This is a genomic window from Pseudomonas sp. LARHCG127, assembly GCF_052871455.1.
Genome location: NZ_JBIXJT010000001.1, coordinates 175,820 through 192,921 on the forward strand (window position 1 = coordinate 175,820; position 17,102 = coordinate 192,921).

General features: G+C 56.9%; 19 protein-coding genes. 8 read left to right on the top strand and 11 right to left on the bottom strand.

Annotated elements, in window-relative coordinates; translation table 11 throughout:
- Window positions 1-50: 50 nt before the first annotated feature.
- On the bottom strand, window positions 51-1,499 hold the full coding sequence (locus tag ACIPQ1_RS00795) for a hypothetical protein (protein ID WP_446533392.1): 1,449 nt from the start codon (window positions 1,497-1,499) through the stop codon (window positions 51-53).
- Window positions 1,500-1,666: 167 nt separating this feature from the next.
- Complete coding sequence (locus ACIPQ1_RS00800) at window positions 1,667-1,882, bottom strand: hypothetical protein (RefSeq protein ID WP_446533393.1); 216 nt, start codon at window positions 1,880-1,882, stop codon at window positions 1,667-1,669.
- 527 nt (window positions 1,883-2,409) lie between these two features.
- Between ACIPQ1_RS00800 and ACIPQ1_RS00805 the strand changes: the two genes are divergently transcribed.
- Window positions 2,410-2,718 carry a BrnA antitoxin family protein gene (locus tag ACIPQ1_RS00805; RefSeq protein WP_250965776.1) on the top strand — a complete coding sequence of 103 codons (309 nt, stop codon included), beginning with the start codon at window positions 2,410-2,412 and terminating at the stop codon, window positions 2,716-2,718.
- Between the two features lie 252 nt (window positions 2,719-2,970).
- Here the strand turns inward: ACIPQ1_RS00805 and ACIPQ1_RS00810 are convergent, their stop codons facing one another.
- Window positions 2,971-3,411, bottom strand: a complete 441-nt coding sequence (locus ACIPQ1_RS00810; protein ID WP_250965775.1) for a hypothetical protein — start codon at window positions 3,409-3,411, stop codon at window positions 2,971-2,973.
- 432 nt (window positions 3,412-3,843) lie between these two features.
- Between ACIPQ1_RS00810 and ACIPQ1_RS00815 the strand changes: the two genes are divergently transcribed.
- Window positions 3,844-4,155 (top strand): hypothetical protein, encoded by a 312-nt coding sequence (locus ACIPQ1_RS00815; RefSeq protein ID WP_250965774.1) that lies wholly within the window; start codon window positions 3,844-3,846, stop codon window positions 4,153-4,155.
- Between the two features lie 318 nt (window positions 4,156-4,473).
- On the opposite strand, the gene ACIPQ1_RS00820 is transcribed toward ACIPQ1_RS00815, so the two are convergent.
- Window positions 4,474-5,073: a putative adenosine monophosphate-protein transferase Fic gene (locus ACIPQ1_RS00820; RefSeq protein ID WP_411386998.1), complete on the bottom strand. Its 600-nt coding sequence runs from the start codon at window positions 5,071-5,073 to the stop codon at window positions 4,474-4,476.
- Complete coding sequence (locus ACIPQ1_RS00825; protein WP_250965773.1) at window positions 5,073-5,243, bottom strand: YhfG family protein; 171 nt, start codon at window positions 5,241-5,243, stop codon at window positions 5,073-5,075. Before ACIPQ1_RS00825 ends, ACIPQ1_RS00820 begins: the two co-directional genes overlap by 1 nt.
- Window positions 5,244-5,384: 141 nt before the next feature.
- Between ACIPQ1_RS00825 and ACIPQ1_RS00830 the strand changes: the two genes are divergently transcribed.
- Window positions 5,385-6,605, top strand: coding sequence for a putative DNA modification/repair radical SAM protein (locus ACIPQ1_RS00830; RefSeq protein WP_446533394.1), 1,221 nt, complete (start codon window positions 5,385-5,387; stop codon window positions 6,603-6,605).
- Entirely contained in the window at window positions 6,596-7,474 is an 879-nt protein-coding gene (locus tag ACIPQ1_RS00835; RefSeq protein ID WP_446533395.1) for a TIGR03915 family putative DNA repair protein, read from the top strand. The genes ACIPQ1_RS00830 and ACIPQ1_RS00835 overlap by 10 nt, the downstream gene beginning before the upstream one ends.
- Before the next feature lie 16 nt (window positions 7,475-7,490).
- Here ACIPQ1_RS00835 and ACIPQ1_RS00840 read toward each other — a convergent pair whose 3' ends face one another.
- The gene (locus tag ACIPQ1_RS00840) at window positions 7,491-7,853 is read right to left on the bottom strand and encodes a BrnA antitoxin family protein (RefSeq protein ID WP_250965770.1); all 363 of its coding nucleotides are present in this window, start codon (window positions 7,851-7,853) and stop codon (window positions 7,491-7,493) included.
- 5 nt (window positions 7,854-7,858) lie between these two features.
- Window positions 7,859-8,137 carry a BrnT family toxin gene (locus ACIPQ1_RS00845; protein WP_250965769.1) on the bottom strand — a complete coding sequence of 93 codons (279 nt, stop codon included), beginning with the start codon at window positions 8,135-8,137 and terminating at the stop codon, window positions 7,859-7,861.
- 674 nt (window positions 8,138-8,811) lie between these two features.
- Here ACIPQ1_RS00845 and ACIPQ1_RS00850 point away from each other — a divergent pair.
- Window positions 8,812-9,087 carry a hypothetical protein gene (locus ACIPQ1_RS00850; protein ID WP_250965768.1) on the top strand — a complete coding sequence of 92 codons (276 nt, stop codon included), beginning with the start codon at window positions 8,812-8,814 and terminating at the stop codon, window positions 9,085-9,087.
- Between the two features lie 320 nt (window positions 9,088-9,407).
- On the opposite strand, the gene ACIPQ1_RS00855 is transcribed toward ACIPQ1_RS00850, so the two are convergent.
- Window positions 9,408-10,355 carry a LysR substrate-binding domain-containing protein gene (locus ACIPQ1_RS00855; protein ID WP_446533396.1) on the bottom strand — a complete coding sequence of 316 codons (948 nt, stop codon included), beginning with the start codon at window positions 10,353-10,355 and terminating at the stop codon, window positions 9,408-9,410.
- A 182-nt stretch (window positions 10,356-10,537) separates the two neighbouring features.
- On the opposite strand from ACIPQ1_RS00855, the gene ACIPQ1_RS00860 reads away from it, so the two are divergent.
- A complete protein-coding gene (locus tag ACIPQ1_RS00860) occupies window positions 10,538-11,833 on the top strand; it encodes a dicarboxylate/amino acid:cation symporter (protein ID WP_411387003.1) in 1,296 nt (431 codons plus the stop codon).
- Between the two features lie 10 nt (window positions 11,834-11,843).
- Window positions 11,844-13,355: an amino acid racemase gene (locus ACIPQ1_RS00865; RefSeq protein WP_411387004.1), complete on the top strand. Its 1,512-nt coding sequence runs from the start codon at window positions 11,844-11,846 to the stop codon at window positions 13,353-13,355.
- A 146-nt stretch (window positions 13,356-13,501) separates the two neighbouring features.
- On the opposite strand, the gene ACIPQ1_RS00870 is transcribed toward ACIPQ1_RS00865, so the two are convergent.
- Window positions 13,502-14,419 carry an AraC family transcriptional regulator gene (locus ACIPQ1_RS00870; RefSeq protein WP_411387005.1) on the bottom strand — a complete coding sequence of 306 codons (918 nt, stop codon included), beginning with the start codon at window positions 14,417-14,419 and terminating at the stop codon, window positions 13,502-13,504.
- A 309-nt stretch (window positions 14,420-14,728) separates the two neighbouring features.
- Between ACIPQ1_RS00870 and ACIPQ1_RS00875 the strand changes: the two genes are divergently transcribed.
- The gene (locus ACIPQ1_RS00875) at window positions 14,729-15,946 is read left to right on the top strand and encodes an MFS transporter (RefSeq protein ID WP_411387006.1); all 1,218 of its coding nucleotides are present in this window, start codon (window positions 14,729-14,731) and stop codon (window positions 15,944-15,946) included.
- Window positions 15,947-16,077: 131 nt separating this feature from the next.
- Here ACIPQ1_RS00875 and ACIPQ1_RS00880 read toward each other — a convergent pair whose 3' ends face one another.
- Together ACIPQ1_RS00880 and ACIPQ1_RS00885 are read right to left on the bottom strand one after the other, a co-directional pair.
- Window positions 16,078-16,236, bottom strand: coding sequence for a hypothetical protein (locus tag ACIPQ1_RS00880; RefSeq protein WP_411387007.1), 159 nt, complete (start codon window positions 16,234-16,236; stop codon window positions 16,078-16,080).
- A gap of 139 nt (window positions 16,237-16,375) precedes the next feature.
- Window positions 16,376-16,864 (bottom strand): hypothetical protein, encoded by a 489-nt coding sequence (locus tag ACIPQ1_RS00885; RefSeq protein ID WP_411387008.1) that lies wholly within the window; start codon window positions 16,862-16,864, stop codon window positions 16,376-16,378.
- Window positions 16,865-17,102: the final 238 nt, after the last annotated feature.

A 17,102-nucleotide genomic window follows, 5' to 3' on the forward strand; every position in this document is an offset into this window, starting at 1 on the left:
TGATTCACCTCAGTAACTACCAAGAGACCGACAGCCGTGTGGGTATATGCTCAAAGGGAGGCAGCATCAGGACTCTCCTTTCCATAGTTGATCGCAAGTGGAGGTTGCCATCCTGCAACTGGCCCAACGTGTACCTTCACACCTCTGGCGAATTGCTCTTGTAGGTATGGACCGCCCCTGTACAAAATAGCGTCACAATCTTTCTCCAGCTCCTTGTACAAAGAGTTATCGCTGCCACAGCTGTACAGCAGTGCGACGTTAAGCACACCTTGCTTGCTTTGCGCCAATACTTTTAAATAAAGATCACTTGAAACATCCGTAAACTCCACCGCCCATCCAGCGCATCTTAAAGGGCGCACTAAGTCGTTGATGCAGTCCTTCATTAGCAGCGCTTTTCGAAGGGTCGCTCCGTCGTCGGTTGGCACAACGGGGACCAATCTTCCGTTTTGGTGGTAATGTTTTTCCTCCGTGAGTTTTATGATCATTTGAGCAGAACCATGAAGAATCGCTTGTTGCCATAAGAGTTCGCTGTCTTTGTTCATCGTCGGAAAGAGGAGTGGTGCTGAATTGTCTTGGCGGTACCACGACTCAATGACACCCACAGTCGATAGGGCAACAATCAATCGAGACAAATTTGCCTGTTGCCATTCGGGCGAAAGCCCATGTGCAAAGAGATGCCTGTTTAGACGGGCTGCACCTTTATATTCATCTGTATTACTGTAAAATGAATCTTGCAACCACCGCCTGAATGTTTCGAATGCAAAAACCATTTCATCCATGCCGAACAAGTATTCAGTGGTTTTGTAGTCCCTGGGAGTCCACATTCCTTCAAAGTGAAGTTCGGCGGCGTTACTGATGGCTCCAGCAACGGCTTTGTTCACTCTATCCATGGTCGCTAAGGACTGGCTTTTCTTGGGAAGTATTTTTGAAATTGCTCCTTCAATGGCTGGGATGAGCGCCGCTATACTTGCCGATTTGTAACCGGCGTAAAATGCCAAATACGCTTCTCTGGCCAAGGGACGGATATCAGCGAGACATGATGCACCGACCATTATTTGCTCTATGCAGACAGCTTCGAAAGGAAGCGAGTAAATGGTAGAGGTATGATAGTTGAACAGCATTATTGCGTCTTCGGCGGTTCGGTGCTCACAGTCATTTAGTATTGTTGTTACGTTTTCTCTACAGATCCAGAACGGGGAAAACCACTCGAGCTTTTTCCATATTGCTGCTACCTTTGAATATGACTCGTTTCGCTTAATCCAATCTTCTCGGCTCGCTTCTGTGATCACTGGAAAACACGCGCTTCCGTGCTCAGTATGAATTACTACGCAATCGGTCTTGCCAAACCTTCCCACATCTTTGCGTACAATTTCGGAGACGACTAAACCTTTCGACATCGCCCAACTTTCGATCTCTTCCAGATTTACCTTATCTTGATTGGATTTTTTAAATCTGGCCCAGATACCGCTGAACGCACATTCCAACGTTTTCCTTTCCATGATTTCTCCAAGAGCACGAGATCGAGTCATTCGACATTGGCAAAACCTGACGCAGTCGCGCTCAGATTGTCGAGTGTGGGAATACAGCGTCGTCGTTGAGGTTGAGAGTTGCTTGTGGGTCGATTGCAACTCTCTGCCGTATGCAGAAATCGGCTAATAACTACCAATTAAGGAAGATCCGTATTTTTCAAACGAGCCAAGCCTTGTTTTATATGTCCAGCATTTTCAGTGATCGTGCTAAGCGCCCCTCGAACATTCTCACCTGTCTCCAACGCATCTTGCTGATCAGCCCATAGAGTCAGCTCCATCACTGCAGCCTCTAGGGCCAGTTGATTTTGATAAAGCCGTTCCAGAACATCCGCTAGTGAGTATTCGCTTGCCATGATTGCCGACTCGTTCCGAAAGGAGTTAAGCATAGCAGCCGTAATGCTTGGGCTGGTTGATGTCAGCGAGAAAGGAAAAAGGCGTCAATGCTTTGGACTGAAGGTGGTACAAAAATGGTACGGGTTTTCGCAGGGGGGTGCTGTAAGGCACGTATTACGCAGGCTGTAGAATCAGTGGTTCCAATCCATCATGGGGGCGACGGAGAAGCGGCGGGACAGTGGGGCAGTTTGTAGGGACATTGGGAATCTGAGTCATTGGGGCGAATGGCCGCAGTTTATCAGGGATGCTTGTCGGGTACTTGCCGGGCTCTCAAGCCTGGCCACTCAATCTTTGATACAACCAGACAGGGCGCATGCTCGGTCAGCGTTTCAACGCGCACCTTGTATTGGCGATTTTAATGTGGCTACGATAATTGCATGCAGCTTACCTATGACCCAGCCAAAGACGCTCGCAACGTCGAAGAACGTGGACTTCCGTTTGCACGTCATCAGCTTTCGAAAAGCCAACAAACGGGAGGTCAAAAATTATGACCAAGAAACCCAGTCCTGAGAGGGTCGATACGGCAAATCCCGAATGGTCGACCGAAGACTTTGCCAAGGCCAAACCAGCCAGCGAGGTGCTTGTTGGATTGTTTGGCAAAGCCCAGGCAAAGGAAATGCTCAAGCCAAAGCGTGGTCGACCCAAGTCGGTAACCACTAAAGAGCACGTCAATGTTCGTTTCGATGCTGACGTGCTGGAGAGATTCAGAGCTTCTGGCCCGGGCTGGCAAACACGGATGAACGCCGCTTTGGCCGATTGGCTCAAGACGCATACACCAGAAGAACTGAAGGCTTAGTCACCAGATATTATTCGCAAGATAATTAGTCGCCGATGAGGCGGCTTTTTGCTGCTTGCTGATTAGCTTTGTTTCGGTAACGGGATAATAAATCCGTCCCCTTTTTTCCTAACGTGACCGTGCAGGCTCAATGAGTTATCGGCATCAGCGATGCCGTCGACCGTGGGCCTGATCGCATTGGCGGCTTGTCAGGCATATGCACGAAGCCTATCAATGCTTCGATGCCCCGCTGTTCATGAGCGACAGAATGGATTACTCACTCACCGTGCTGATACGGGAGACTTTTCCATCGGCGAAATGAACACGGATACCTGAGCAGGCCGGCGCACTGTTGAAGCAAAGGTAGGTGGCAGTTTTTTCAGTGACCTGACCTTTTTCATTTCTCTGAAACCCAATTTTGGCTCGATTCAAACCATAGGCCGCATAGGCTAGGCATTCTGGATCACCGACGCGTACGTCCTGCTTCTCCGCTCGCTGTGCTTGTGAGCTGGAGAGGGCGCCTGACGCAACAAGATTTTGTAATACCGAAGGTTCCTTGAACTTATTATCCCATCGGTAGCGCCCGCAACTGCTGTAGGCGTCCTCGTTGGTATTTTCAGTCCATCCACTATCGTACGCACTTGAAGGCTTGCTTACGCATGCCGCGACTTGGGTAAGGAGCGTTAAGATCAAAATTTTATTGAGAGTTTTCATGCTTCGTTACTCGCTCATGTGAAAAGAGCGACTACCTCCTATGTGTCAACATTAGGGGTGGTCACTGAATCTGCAGTATCGTCCTGCGAGTCGGGCCAAGGTCCGTGTTTCGTGTACAAAGCGCGGCGAGCCTGGTGGGCCGCCTCATTCCCTTTTCCCTCCTCACGAACGCTGCGCTGAAGCGTATATCGGCGGTGCCGCTCTTTACTTAATGCGACTCCATGCCTCCCCAGTTGAAGGCTGTCCAGGTGTCCTCATTGGCGCGGTTGTTTTTCCAAGCTTTGAAGATGTGATGGGGGCTAGCTTGAGCCGTGACCGGGAGGCAGTAGCTCATCTGATCAAACCCCTCGGCGGGTTAACCAGCGATGCCGTGTGTATGGATTGAGGATAAAGTGGTTGGTGCCAAGCAAACCATAAAAATAGGAATTCGTTATGATTTTTCCAGATTCACGCATGTACCACACTACCGATGGTGTTGATCGCGAAAAGCTTAATCCCTGTCAGGTGGTGGTACGCGAGGAAGCAATGATCATCGAGTATGTCGACGAGTTTGGTAGCCGTGTGACCTATCACGCTCGACAAGTTGCTGAGGGGCAGTTCGAAATACGGCAAGAGATTGAGGAGGAGGACTATCTCTATACCGCGACACTGCAGCAGGAAGGAAGTGGCTTCTACGACGGTAGGTGGTTCCAGCGTTACGGTAACCAGGAAAAGCGGGGCTCATGGTCTATTGAGCTGGCTTGAGCATGCCATCCTTGAAATAACTGCTCTACGGGGCAGGGCGAATTGAAGTAAATCTCGTACCGGTTTCCGTACGATATACTCCGTTCGAGAAGACCTAAGCATAGCAGCAGGCTGGACAAGGTAGTGGTTGCTTAAAAATTGCTACGAATCGATGTGGTTTAGCGGGATAGTTAGGTTCGCCGAGGCTTTGAGAAGTTGCTATACCCATCATCGTGACTACGCTGAAGCGGCGCGAGGGGATTACAGTACGTGGGGCATAGAATTGTCTGGATCGGACGAGGGATTGGACGAGCGTCTATCCGGAGTAGACGTCACGTTTTATGGCTGAATGGTCTTGCCAATGCACTTCTCGAACACCAACTCCATAGGCCCCATGACGCAGTTGTAAGCCGCGATATTGGCGTAGATCCACTCGTCCTTCTCAATCCCCCACCAACTGATTTCAAACCCGGCGTTCATGATCAGGTGTTCAAACAGAATCCGCTGCGCACGGCCATTGCCTTCGCGGAAGGGGTGTACGACGTTGATGTCGGAATAAGCCTCTGCCACAGCGACGATCAGCTCAGTCCGCTCCATGCCCTCGAACCAGTTTGCCTCGGCCATGTTGGCAAAGATTTTATTGGCTTCCTTCTCCATGTACTCAGGTTGGCAAAAGCGGGTGGCTTGTTTGGACATGCCAACGGTGCGCAACTCTCCAGCCCATTCGAACAAGTCCGAAAAGAGAATTCGATGAATGTTTTGAAGGTAGGCCAGGCTGTAGGGAGGAGGGCCGAATTCGACGTTGTCCGCTGCGATGGCCGAGAGCTGTTGTTCGGCTTCGCTTAGGGTCGGTTCGTCACGGATATCGAGTTTGTTGCGAAGGACCGTGGAGCCGGGATAGCAATAAGCGTCTTCACCGACTCCATATTTATCAGGCATCAGGTTCTGGTCTGGGTGAAGGCCTTCAAGACCTCTTCACGCGTTGGCATTTTGTGTTCGCCGTCGGCGAAGGTCGTTTTGAAACCTTCCAGACGGAGGCTGGCCGCGTAGTTGGATCTACGTGTTCTCGCGGCGTAGGCCTTTTTGGTTTCAAGGCTGACATTGCCCATGGGCTGGACCTCAAATCGCGTTGATGGGCGGATTATAGCCCATCCCGTTGGCATGACCTATGTCGCGGAAATGACCAACGGCGCTTGCATCTCGGCGTGCCTCAAAATACTGTGTTTATATCCAGTATTCGAGAGCGTTCCATGCAACTGATCGCCAAGCTCGGCATTCTTGCCGACGCTGCCAAATATGACGCTTCCTGCGCCAGCAGCGGTGCTCCCAAGCGTAGCTCCCGTGGTCGTGAGGGGCTGGGGGCCACCGATGGCATGGGCATTTGCCACAGCTATACGCCGGACGGACGTTGCGTTTCTTTGCTGAAGGTGTTGCTGACCAATTTTTGCCTGTACGACTGCCAGTATTGCGTCAACCGTCGTTCCAGCAACGTGCCGAGGGCGCGTTTTACGCCGGAGGAGGTGGTGCGGCTGACCTTGGATTTTTATCGTCGCAACTGCATCAGTGGGCTGTTTTTGAGTTCCGGCATCATTCGTTCGGCCGATTACACCATGGAGCAGTTGATACGGGTGGCGCGGTTGTTGCGGGAGGAGCACCAGTTTCGTGGCTATATCCACCTCAAGACTATTCCCGATGCCGATCCGCTGTTGATCGAGGAAGCGGGGCGGTTGGCTGATCGCTTGAGCGTGAATATCGAGTTGTCCTCCGATGTCAGCCTCAAGCGCCTGGCGCCAGAGAAGCAATTGACGACCATTCGCCAGGCCATGGGCACCATCCATCAGGGGCAACAGGCGGTAGTCGGCGAGCCGCGAGCGCCGCGTTTCGCCCCGGCCGGGCAGAGCACGCAGGTGATTGTGGGGGCGGATGCCACTGATGATCACGCCATCCTGAGCAACGCCGAGTCGCTCTACCAGGGGTACGGTTTACGACGGGTTTACTATTCAGCGTTCAGCCCGATTCCCGACAGCCCCGCCAGCGTGCCCCTGTCGGCACCGCCGTTGTTGCGGGAGCATCGGCTGTATCAGGCCGACTTTCTCATGCGCGGTTACGGTTACAAGGCGGGGGAGCTTTTGAGTGAAACCCGTAACCTGGATTTGGACATCGACCCCAAGTTGGCCTGGGCGCTGGCCAATCGTGAGGTGTTCCCGCTGGATATCAATCGCGCCGAACCCGCATTGCTGGCACGTATTCCGGGGATTGGCCTGCGTAGCGTGCAACGTCTGGTTGCACTGCGCCGGGAGCGACGGGTGCGATATGACGACCTGGTGCAGTTGCGGTGCGTGCTGGAGAAGGCGCGACCGTTCATTGTGACCAGCGATTACCGGCCTGCCGACGCCCAGGTGCGCAGCGGTTTGCTACGGGCGCGGTTGCGCGACCCCCAGCGGCCAGAACAGATGGGGCTGTGGTCGTGATTGCCCTGGATTGTGAGGATGATTTCTCCACGTGGCGCGATCAGGCCCGAACGCTCCTCGGCCACGGTATCGACCCGAGCGATGTCACTTGGGCCCAAGGTCCGATGGCCGATCTATTGGCCGTGCCGGCAGCGCTGCCTCAAGGGCTTGGCCCGTTCCGTACGCGGGTCCCTGCGGCCTTGCTGACTCAGCTCGAACAGGCTGGCCGCTACCAGGGCGAACAACGCTGGAATCTGTTGTACGAAGTGCTTTGGCGGGTTGCCCATGGCGACCGCACGGCCATGCTCGCCGGCGACCGCCTGGGCAGTGAATTGCAGCGGCGGATCAAGCAGGTGCAACGCGAGGCTCATCACCTGCATGCCTTCGTGCGCTTTATTCCCTTGCCGCAGCCATTGGCCGAGCAACTGCAGTTGGATCTGGTCGCTTTTCATCAGCCCGCCCACGACATCCTCGAAAGCGCCAGCGGCCATTTTGCCGAGCGACTGGGACAGCAACGCTGGCTGATCGCAACGCCGCGCGACGGCATCCGTTTTGATGGGCAGTCATTGGATTACCGGCGACGTTGCCCCGAGCAATGGCAGCATTGGGCGCGTCACGCCGAGGATCCCGGCGCGGAGCTGTGGCGAACTTATTACAAGCACATCTTCAACCCGGCGCGGCTCAATCCCCAGGCGCTGCGTCAGCACATGCCGGGGCGATTCTGGCGGCACTTGCCGGAAGGGGAGTTGATTCCTCGACTGGTGGGGTTGGCGCGGCGGGGGAAGCAGCGGGATGGGCAGGCGTTGGAGGTGGGGGAGAAAATGGGCAAGCGGATTATTGTCGGTCTGGGTGAAGGCACTGAGTTAAGACAGTGCCTTGCCCCTGAGTAAATCGGATCTTCTCAGTTCATACCGATGCTTTGGCTTTACCGGGCTTAGATGCGTCCACCATCTTGTGCAGCTCTTCAGTCATAGCGGCTAGTCGCTTTTCCAGATCCTTCACATCGGACCGGGTAATGCCGTTTGCATAGGGTTTGACTGTTCGGGTTCGCTTTTGGGCTGCCGGTGCCAGATTGTGGGCAGTTTCAGATACCAGAGCCTGACGCAGTAAATTGTTGATGATGGTCTGATATCCAGTACCAGCACTTTCGGCGCGTTCGCGAGCGGCCTCGATGACGTCATCATCAAGCATGATGGTTATGCGGGTTTTGCCTTTGCTGCTGGCAACCGCCCCACGCTTGGCTGTGCTGAAATCGTATTCTTCTTTCATGAGGTTCAACCTCCTAGGTACTGACGCAGTTCTTTTTTGGAGGCTAGTCGTGCGCTGATAAGGCGAACGAAATTTGGCTCACGGTAGGTGTATGCAACGACGAGTACACGACCGCAGGCGTCTTGCCCCATGATAATCCACCGTTTTTCATCGTGATCATTATCCTCTCGCTCAAGAGCCATTTCGTCATAAAACTCAGCTTCGGCATCAGCCAAACTCACCTTGTGTTTTTTCTTGTTCGCGACGTTTTTTGCTGGATCATATTGAATTCTGAATGTTGTCATTATGCATATTATATATGTATAAAAAAGACCCTGTGTCAGCCCTTTCGTTTGGCTTGCGGGCAGTACGGGTGCGTTCAACCATACGATGAAACCTCAGCTCTCGCTTATGGCGTTGCGCGCTCATTCGTATCGAAATCATTCTTGCGTCCCATCAACTGAACTACTGAGTCCAACGCCGGACACCCCCATCGGAAATTTCCCTCAAGACGCGTCGCTCTCCGCTGACTATCCACCCGATCACCCCATGCGCTAAGTTCTCTCCGTCGCTGCAAATTCAGCGGCAGGGTGTGGAAGCCCTGACTCAGAGGCGCGTAGCGCCGCAAAATTTAAAGCAGGCACTTTTCTTATGTCTGCTGTTAAATTACGGCGGCTGTACGCGGGGCGTCCTAGGGCGCGCCGGGTTCCTGAGTGCCGGTCTTCCACACCCGCGTACAGCTGCCACCCATCGTGTGGAAGTGATGCTGGCAGATATTTCTCTTACTCAGGAAGTTAGCCAAATGAAAAAGCTCACCCCCAACCCTCCGAAAACCACAACCAATCCAAGGTGGCTTTCGTCTAGCGTCACCCACGAACATCTCCTGCTAAATATCCGAAGCTCGATCCCGGATTCGCTCCCTTTGCCAGCGGCATCCCAATCCGCCACTGACCTCCCATCCCCGCAGGAGTAACCCCTCATGTCCCGCTACATGCCCATCACCGGTATCGAAAACAATTTCCACGCGCTCTTGATCGACACAGAAGCGCCGCTGGACGTGCTGCACGACACCGCCGCTTACCGCATTGCCGCTGTCACCCAGTTACTGGAAAACCTCGCCATGCGTTCCGACATCAGTACGGATGCGGTGGTACTCCATGATTTCGCCCAAGTGCTAGCGATTCCCCTGCGTGACGGGTGTGATTTGCTGGATGTGATTGGGCGGCGGTTGCAGGCGCAGATTTTGGCGTCGTAATGGAAGTGGGTGATCTCTTAAGGTCACCTGCCTGACTCACCATCCTTTGCAGCCAGCGATTTGTGGGAGCGGGCTTGCTCGCGATAGCGGTAGGTCAGTTGGTAGAGAGGTTGGATGTGCTGCCGTCTTCGCGAGCAGGCTCGCTCCCACAGTTTTTTCCGGGGTGTTCACAGACAGTGCGTACACCCTAAATCCACTGTGGGAGCGAGCTTGCTCGCGATAGCGGTGGGTCAGTTGATGAGTGGCTGGATGTGCTGCCGTCATCGCGAGCAAGCTCGCCCCCACAGTAAAACTTGTGAGCAGTGCTTGAGTAACGTTGATCAATTCGCCTCCGTGGGCGCAGAGGGCGCGCTGCCCGGCCGCTGCAACGAAGCCCCTTCCAACGTTTTCCACAGCTTGCGCATCGTCGGGTTGCGATTGGCAAGCGCACAGTACGAGCGAATCTCCAATCGCGTGCTCCATTGTTCGCCACCGGCCCGCACCAACAGCCCGCGCTCCAACTCGTCGGCCACCGCACTCTGCGGCAACCAGGCCACGCCGTAGCCCTCGATGGCCATGCGCATCAGTAGCATCGCCATGTCCGCTTCATAACAGCGCTCCAGCGCGATCGGTTCAGGGCCGTTGTTGATGACGATGTCGGCGACGCGACCGAGGAACGTCGTTGCCGTGTACGCCAGGTAGAGCACCGGTTTGCCGGCGCGGCCGGGCAGGCGGAACAGCGGTTCGCCCTTGCGGTTGGGCGCGCACAGGGGGATGAACGCATCGTGGCCGAGCACCAGGCTGCCGAACCGCTCGGGGTCCAGCAGGATGGGGGCGAGCGAGTGGTGGTAGACCATCATCAAGTCGCAACTGCCTTCCTCCAGTGCAATGACGGCATCATGAATATTGGCGGCCACCACCCGGGCGTTGAACTGTTCGTTGTGTGGCTGGAACTGCGAAAGCCACTTGGGCAGGAAGGTCATCGACAGGCTGTGGCCGGCGGTGATCTGGATCGAGCGTCCGGGCATGCGTTCCACGTCCCGCAGGGTCGAGCGCAACCTCAATAACCCGGCGAGCGCCTCTCGGCTTTCATCGCAGAAGGTGACCCCCGCGGGAGTGAGCTGGACAGGGTAAGTGCCCCGGTCCACCAACTTGACCCCCACCCATTCCTCCAGTGAACGGATACGCCGGGACAAGGCCGATTGCGTCACGCAACGTACCTCGGCCGCGCGGGAGAAGTTTTTCCATTCGCCAATCGCCAGAAGATCGTCCAGCCATTTGAGTTGCATATCGAGAACTCCCGCGGTGAGAGCACGATTTTACTGCGCGATCTCCCGGCATAGCGCGGCCTTTCGCTAACTATTCCAAAAGCGCATGGGGCTAGCTGGATTACTCATCATCTTCTTGAGTCCGCTCCTTAGAATCGATTCTGCCAAGTAAAAAACTCCAAGAACTACTTGAGGACAGCACCGTGAAGAAGAATAAGCTCCCACGTCGTATTGCAATGGGCATTGCCCTGGGCGTGCTGGTCGGTTGGGCGTGTCACCATTTCGCAGGGAGCGAGCAAAGTGCCAAAGAGATCGCCAGTTACTTCTCGATGGTCACGGATATTTTCCTGCGCATGATCAAGATGATCATCGCGCCCCTGGTCTTCGCAACGCTGGTGGGCGGTATCGCCAGCATGGGCAATTCCCGTTCCGTCGGCAGGATCGGGGCGCGGGCGATGGCCTGGTTTGTCACCGCCTCGGTCGTCTCGCTGTTGATCGGAATGGGGCTGGTCAACCTGTTCCAACCCGGTGCCGGGCTGAACATGGACGTGGCCCAGCATGCGGCTGTGGTCGTGCCGGTCAATACCGGTGACTTCAGTCTCAAGGCGTTCATAGGCCACGTGTTTCCCCGCAGCATTGCCGAAGCGATGGCCAACAACGAGATCCTGCAGATCGTGGTGTTTTCGCTGTTCTTCGGCTTTGCATTGGCGGGCGTGAAGCGGGCGGGCCACACCCGGATCACCGACTCCATCGAGGAGTTGGCGAAGGTGATGTTCAAGATCACCGACTACGTGATGGCCTTCGCGCCGATTGGGGTGTTTGCCGCCATCGCCTCGGCCATTACGACTCAGGGGCTTGGGTTGCTGGTGGATTACGGCAAGTTGATTGCCGAGTTTTATTTGGGGATCTTGATCCTTTGGGTGTTGCTGTTCGGTGCTGGCTACCTGTTCCTTGGCCGCTCGGTTTTCCACCTTGGCAAGCTCATTCGCGAACCGATTCTCCTGGCCTTTTCCACTGCCAGCAGCGAGTCCGCCTACCCGAAAACCATCGAGGCGCTGGAGAAGTTTGGCGCGCCAAAACGCGTGTCCAGCTTCGTGCTGCCGTTGGGTTATTCGTTCAACCTCGACGGTTCGATGATGTACCAGGCGTTCGCCATCCTGTTCATCGCCCAGGCCTACAACATCGATTTGAGTTTCACTCAACAAATGCTGATTCTCCTGACGTTGATGATCACCAGCAAGGGCATGGCCGGTGTCGCCCGGGCTTCGGTGGTCGTGGTCGCGGCCACGTTGCCGATGTTCAATCTGCCCGAGGCCGGGTTGCTGTTGATCATCGGCATCGACCAGTTCCTCGACATGGCCCGCACCGCCACCAACGTGGTGGGTAACAGCATTGCCACGGCGGTGGTCGCCAAGTCCGAACCCCCCGAAGAAGCCGACGAGGACGAGGATGTACATGCTCCTATTCGGTCGCGATCCGAGCCGGTGCCGGTGGCTTGAGGAGACATTCATGAAGGCTAAAGCGAAGTCGAGTCGCAAGGTTAGTGTGGTGCGCAAGTTGGGTATCGTTGGCGGGCTTGGGTCACTGGCCGGTGGCGATCTGTTCTACAAGTTGGTCAAGTCCCGGGCGGTGCTCGAGGATCAGGGGCGCTACCATTTCCTGTTCGAGCAGCACCCCTTCAAGGACGTGCTGCTGCCGCTGGACCAGGGCGCGAGCATGACGTCGCGCAAGTTCTATGTGTTCCAAGTGTGCAAGTCGTTCGAGGACAGTGGCTTCGATGCGGTGATGCTTCCGTGCTTCGCCAGCCATACCTTTCGTGCTGAAATCGAGGAGGAACTGGGCATTCCGGTGCTGGACATGATGGCGGCCTTGACCCGGCACGTCCGCCATACGGTGTCGCCCCGGACGACGTTGGGGGTGATCGCCTCCGACTTCGTGCGCCATTGCGGCTTGTTCGAGCGACATTTTGCCAAAGACTTCCAGATTGTTTACCCCGACGCAGACACTCAAGCGAAGTTGATGGAGGCGATGTACGGTCTCAACGGCATCAAGGACGGTCACCTCGAGGGCGCGCCGCTTGAAGCGGTCTACCAGGCGTGCCTGTCGTTGCAGGCCCAGGGGGCGACGGTGATCCTGCCTGGCATGACCGAGCTGTCCCTGGTGTGTGCCGACTTGCAGCGTCGCGGGATTACCGTGCTGGATATCAATGAGATCTACGCCGACTTCGCGACGCTAGACCAGCAGCCCAGGCGCCCACCGTTCAAGCTGGGCATCGTGGGCGGCGTCGGGCCTGCTGCCACGGTGGATTTCATGGCCAAGGTGGTGGCCAACACGCCGGCGGGAAGGGACCAGGACCACATCAAGATGGTGGTCGAGCAAAACCCGCAGATACCGGATCGGACGGCCAGCCTGCTGCGGGACGAGTCCGATCCGACGATGGCGATGTATGCCACCTGCAAACGTCTTGAAAGCGCCGGCGCCAACGCCATCGCGATTCCCTGCAACACCGCCCATGCCTTCGTCGAGCGCATCCAGGCGCACTTGAGGGTGCCCATCGTGAACATGTTGAGCGAGACGGTGGAGTGGATTGCGCGCACCTATGGTTCGGGCCAGGCGATTGGCCTGCTGGCGACGTCCGGTACGGTGCAGAGCCAGGTCTATCACCAGGCGGCGCGCCATGCCGGGCTCCAGGTCCTCACGCCCGGTGTCGATTATCAGGCGATGGTCATGGACGCTATCTACGGACGGCGGGGTATCAAGGCCGGCTTCACGCAAGGCCTTTGCAAGGAGCAGTTGCTACTGGCGACCGAGCATTTGTGTGAGTTGGGCGCGGGCGTGCTGATCCTGGGGTGCACGGAGTTGCCGCTGGTGCTGGGGCATTGCGAGGCGTTCGAGATCAACGGGCATAGGGTGGCGCTTGTTGATCCGACGATGATCCTGGCGTTGAAGTGTGTGGCGTTGGCGCAGGAGGCTGGCAAGCCTAATGTCTTGAACAGCCTGGAGCATGTTGCCGCGATTTGACGGGTGAAAGTTGGCCCTTGTGGCGAGGGAGCTTGCTCCCGCTTGAGTGCGAAGCGCTCACAAAAAAGCGGGCCGCTACGCAGCCCAGCGGGAGCAAGCTCCCTCGCCACAATGGATCAAGCCACAACGGATCAAGCCCGGATTAATCAAACCGCCTTGGTGTGATTGCCTAGCCCGCGCAACGCCGCGATGTCTCGCTTGGGCGGTGCACCAAACAAGCGGGCATATTCGCGGCTGAACTGGGAAGGGCTTTCATAACCCACTTTGAAGGCCGCGCTCGCCACGTCCACGTGCTCGTTGAGCATCAAGCGTTTTGCTTCGTTCAACCGCAGCCACTTCTGGTATTGCAGCGGGCTCATCGCCGTGAGCTGGCGGAAGTGGTGGTGAAACGTCGGCGCGCTCATTTGCACCCGCGCCGCGAGGTCGTCTACGCGCACGGGCTCGGTGTAGTTGAGTTTCAACCAGTCGATGGCCTTGGCGATCCGGTAGCCCTGGCTATCGACCGAGGCGATCTGCCGTAGCCGCGCGGCCTGGTCGCTGAGCAGCAGACGGTAGTGAATCTCGCGCTGGATCAACGGTGCCAGTATGGGGATCGCTTCGGGTTCTTCCAACAACGCCAGCAGGCGTGCGAACGGCGCCAAAAGGTCGGGCGTCACGGTGCCGATGCCCGCGCCAATCCCGACCGCTCGATCACGCGGGGGCGACAGGCTGCCTTGGGCGATCAGGTCGGCCACCATGCGCAAGTCGAGCTTCAGGACCAGACCCAGGCAGGGTTGTTCGGGGCTTGCCTGAAGCACTTCGGAATTGGCCGGGATGTCCAGCGAGGTCATGAGGAATCGCCCGGGGTCGTAGCCATACGCCTCGCCACCGATCCATACCTGCTTCACGCCTTGGGTCACCAGCACGATGCTCGGCTCGATCATGCAAATCACCGGCGGTGCCGGGGCCTCACGTCGGAAGAAGGCGAGGCCGGGGATGGGCGTTTCGACGTCGCCCGGGTGTGGGGTCCAGTCGTCGATGATGGCGGTCAATGTTTCTTGTATGGATCTGCGTTGGGTGGCCATGTCGGCTCCGGGTGTCGTCTCGGCTCAATCGCTATAGGCAGGACATTAACGCGCTAAGCGAAGCGTTGCCTATATGCGCGGGAACAACTCCCAGGATCAGGCAAGAATCTCATCGGTATGCACTACCTGCACATTGATCTGGACGATGAAGATAGCAGGCACGAAATAGGTAAACGCCGCCATTCGAGACGGTGGGAGCGAGCTTGCTCGCGATAGCGGTCTGCCTGGGACGGGAGGGTGAATGTGCCGTCGTCATCGCGAGCAAGCTCGCTCCCACAGGTTCATCAAGAAATACAGGATTGTCATTCAATGAGCGATAAATCATTGCCACAAGACCCGCCCGCCTGGGGCGCGGTATTTGCCATGGCCCTCGCCGCGTTCGTGCTGGTGGCTTCGGAGTTCATGCCGGTCAGCTTGCTGACGCCGGTGGCGGCGGATCTTCAGGTCAGCGAAGGGCAGGCCGGTCAAGGCATTGCCGTCTCTGGCGCCTTTGCCCTGGTCACCAGCCTCTTCATCGCCTCGATTGCCGCCCGGGTCGACCGCAAATGGCTCCTGCTGGGGCTGACCTTGCTGATGATCGTTTCAGGTACCGTGGTGGCGTTCGCGCCAAACTACGCGGTATTCATGGTCGGACGTGCGTTGATCGGCGTGGCGATTGGCGGCTTCTGGTCGTTGTCGGCGGCCACGGCCATGCGGCTCGTGCCGGAAGATAACGTCCCGCAAGCGCTGGCCATCGTCAACGGCGGCAACGCCTTGGCGACGGTGGTCGCGGCGCCGCTGGGCAGTTTCCTCGGGGCGATTATTGGCTGGCGTGGCGCGTTTTTCTGCATCGTGCCTGTTGCTGGCATCGCCCTGGTCTGGCTGCTGTTACGCCTGCCCGCCATGCCTACGCAGGGGAAGCGGGGCAGTACCAACGCCTTCAAGTTGATGGCCCGGACACCGGTCGCGCTGGGGATGCTGGCGGTCAGCACGTTTTTCATGGGCCAGTTCATGCTGTTCACCTACCTGCGACCGTTCCTCGAGTCGGTGACACAAGTGAGCGTATCCACGCTGTCCTTCATGCTGCTGGTGATCGGTGTGGCGGGGCTGCTGGGCACTTTCCTGATCGGCGCCTGCTTGAAAAACAACCTCTATCGGACGCTCATCGTCATTCCTCTGCTGATGGCCGCGATTGCCATTGCCCTGGTGGGGTTCGGCGGGTCGGTGACGGTCACGACCCTCTTGCTCGGCCTTTGGGGCCTGGCGGCCACGGCTGCGCCCGTCGGCTGGTGGACCTGGCTTTCGCGAACGCTGCCGGAAGATGCCGAAGCGGGCGGCGGCCTGATGGTGGCGATCGTCCAACTTGCCATCGCCGGGGGCGCGACCGTGGGTGGCGTTCTGTTTGATCTGAGTGGCTATCGCGCGACGTTCGAAACCAGTGCGGCCGTGTTGGGGATGGCCGCTGTGCTGACGGTGCTGGCTGCTCGTTCAGCGGTCCGAGAGCCTTCATCGATTTCGGATACGGCCTCTTATGGCGCGGCGGATTGAGGCCAGTCCTGTAAGCCAGGAGAGGGTGACCGTTGGGCGCCTGAGCTTGGTGGCACATTGATGGCTTGTTATGCTCGGGGTCTGTTTATCCAGCATGTTGGTTGATTGTGACTACCGAGCGAATTTCCCAATTAGAACAAGCCCTGATGGCTGTGATCGCTGCTGCCGGGAAGATGGGCATCAGCAGCGATGAATTGTGCGCACACGCCGTGGGCGGGCTGATATCCGATCCGTACTGGAGTTGGGCGGATGCCCGGTACGCCCAAGGCGCGGTGGACGAAATCGACCATGCCTTGAACGCTCTTGTAGGAAGGCCGGCGATGGAACTGACGCTACCAGTGCCCGGGGCAGATCCAACACGCGAATCTGCGCCGCAGGGCTAGTTCATCCCCCATGAAAAAGGGCGACCTCAAGAGTCGCCCATTTGCGTTAAAGGCCGAGGCCTTCTTCTATCAGCGAGAGCAAGGCGTCTTCGTCCAGAATGATAGGATCAGGACGCGGTTGCCCGGCCGATCGCAGGGCTTGGATATGCCAAAGCGATTCGCCATGCTCGCCGAGCGAGCGCACGATGCAGTGTTCCTGCCCCTTCATATGGACTTCAATGCAGCCCTCGCCCTGGGGCGAAAAACGCGCAATCGGGTCGAATGAAATGCGGCGATGATTGCCTTCGATCACCAGTTGATCGATCGCGTAGTTGTACGTCGAACCGCTGGAATGACTTTCAAATACGTGGGTGGGATTGCGCCGGATATCCAGGCCGGCCTCGCACACGGGCGCCAGCCAGATTTCGATCTGGCGATACAGTTCGTAGACCTGGGCGGGCCAGTGCTCGATCGCCAGGTCGGCACAGTTGTCGGTATCCGCGCGGGTCTGCTGGGTTTTCCTTAGTTTGGCCGCTAGCTCGTCTGCCTTGCTCATGTCGATTCCCTGTCGTGATGATAGGTTGAGCTTAGCTGATGGGCTGGGGTGTTCGTTTGCGCTGGGTCATGAGGTGGTGGGTTGCCGGAAGGTGGTGGTGACGGTAGCTGCTTAGCGTGGACGAGTTCGTCCATCTGTTGCACGCTTTCCATCAGCTCATCGAAAAAAATGCTCACGGTTATCTCCAGTGCCTGACGGTGGGACATGTTATTGGAATTCCATCCTCCTATTCACCCTG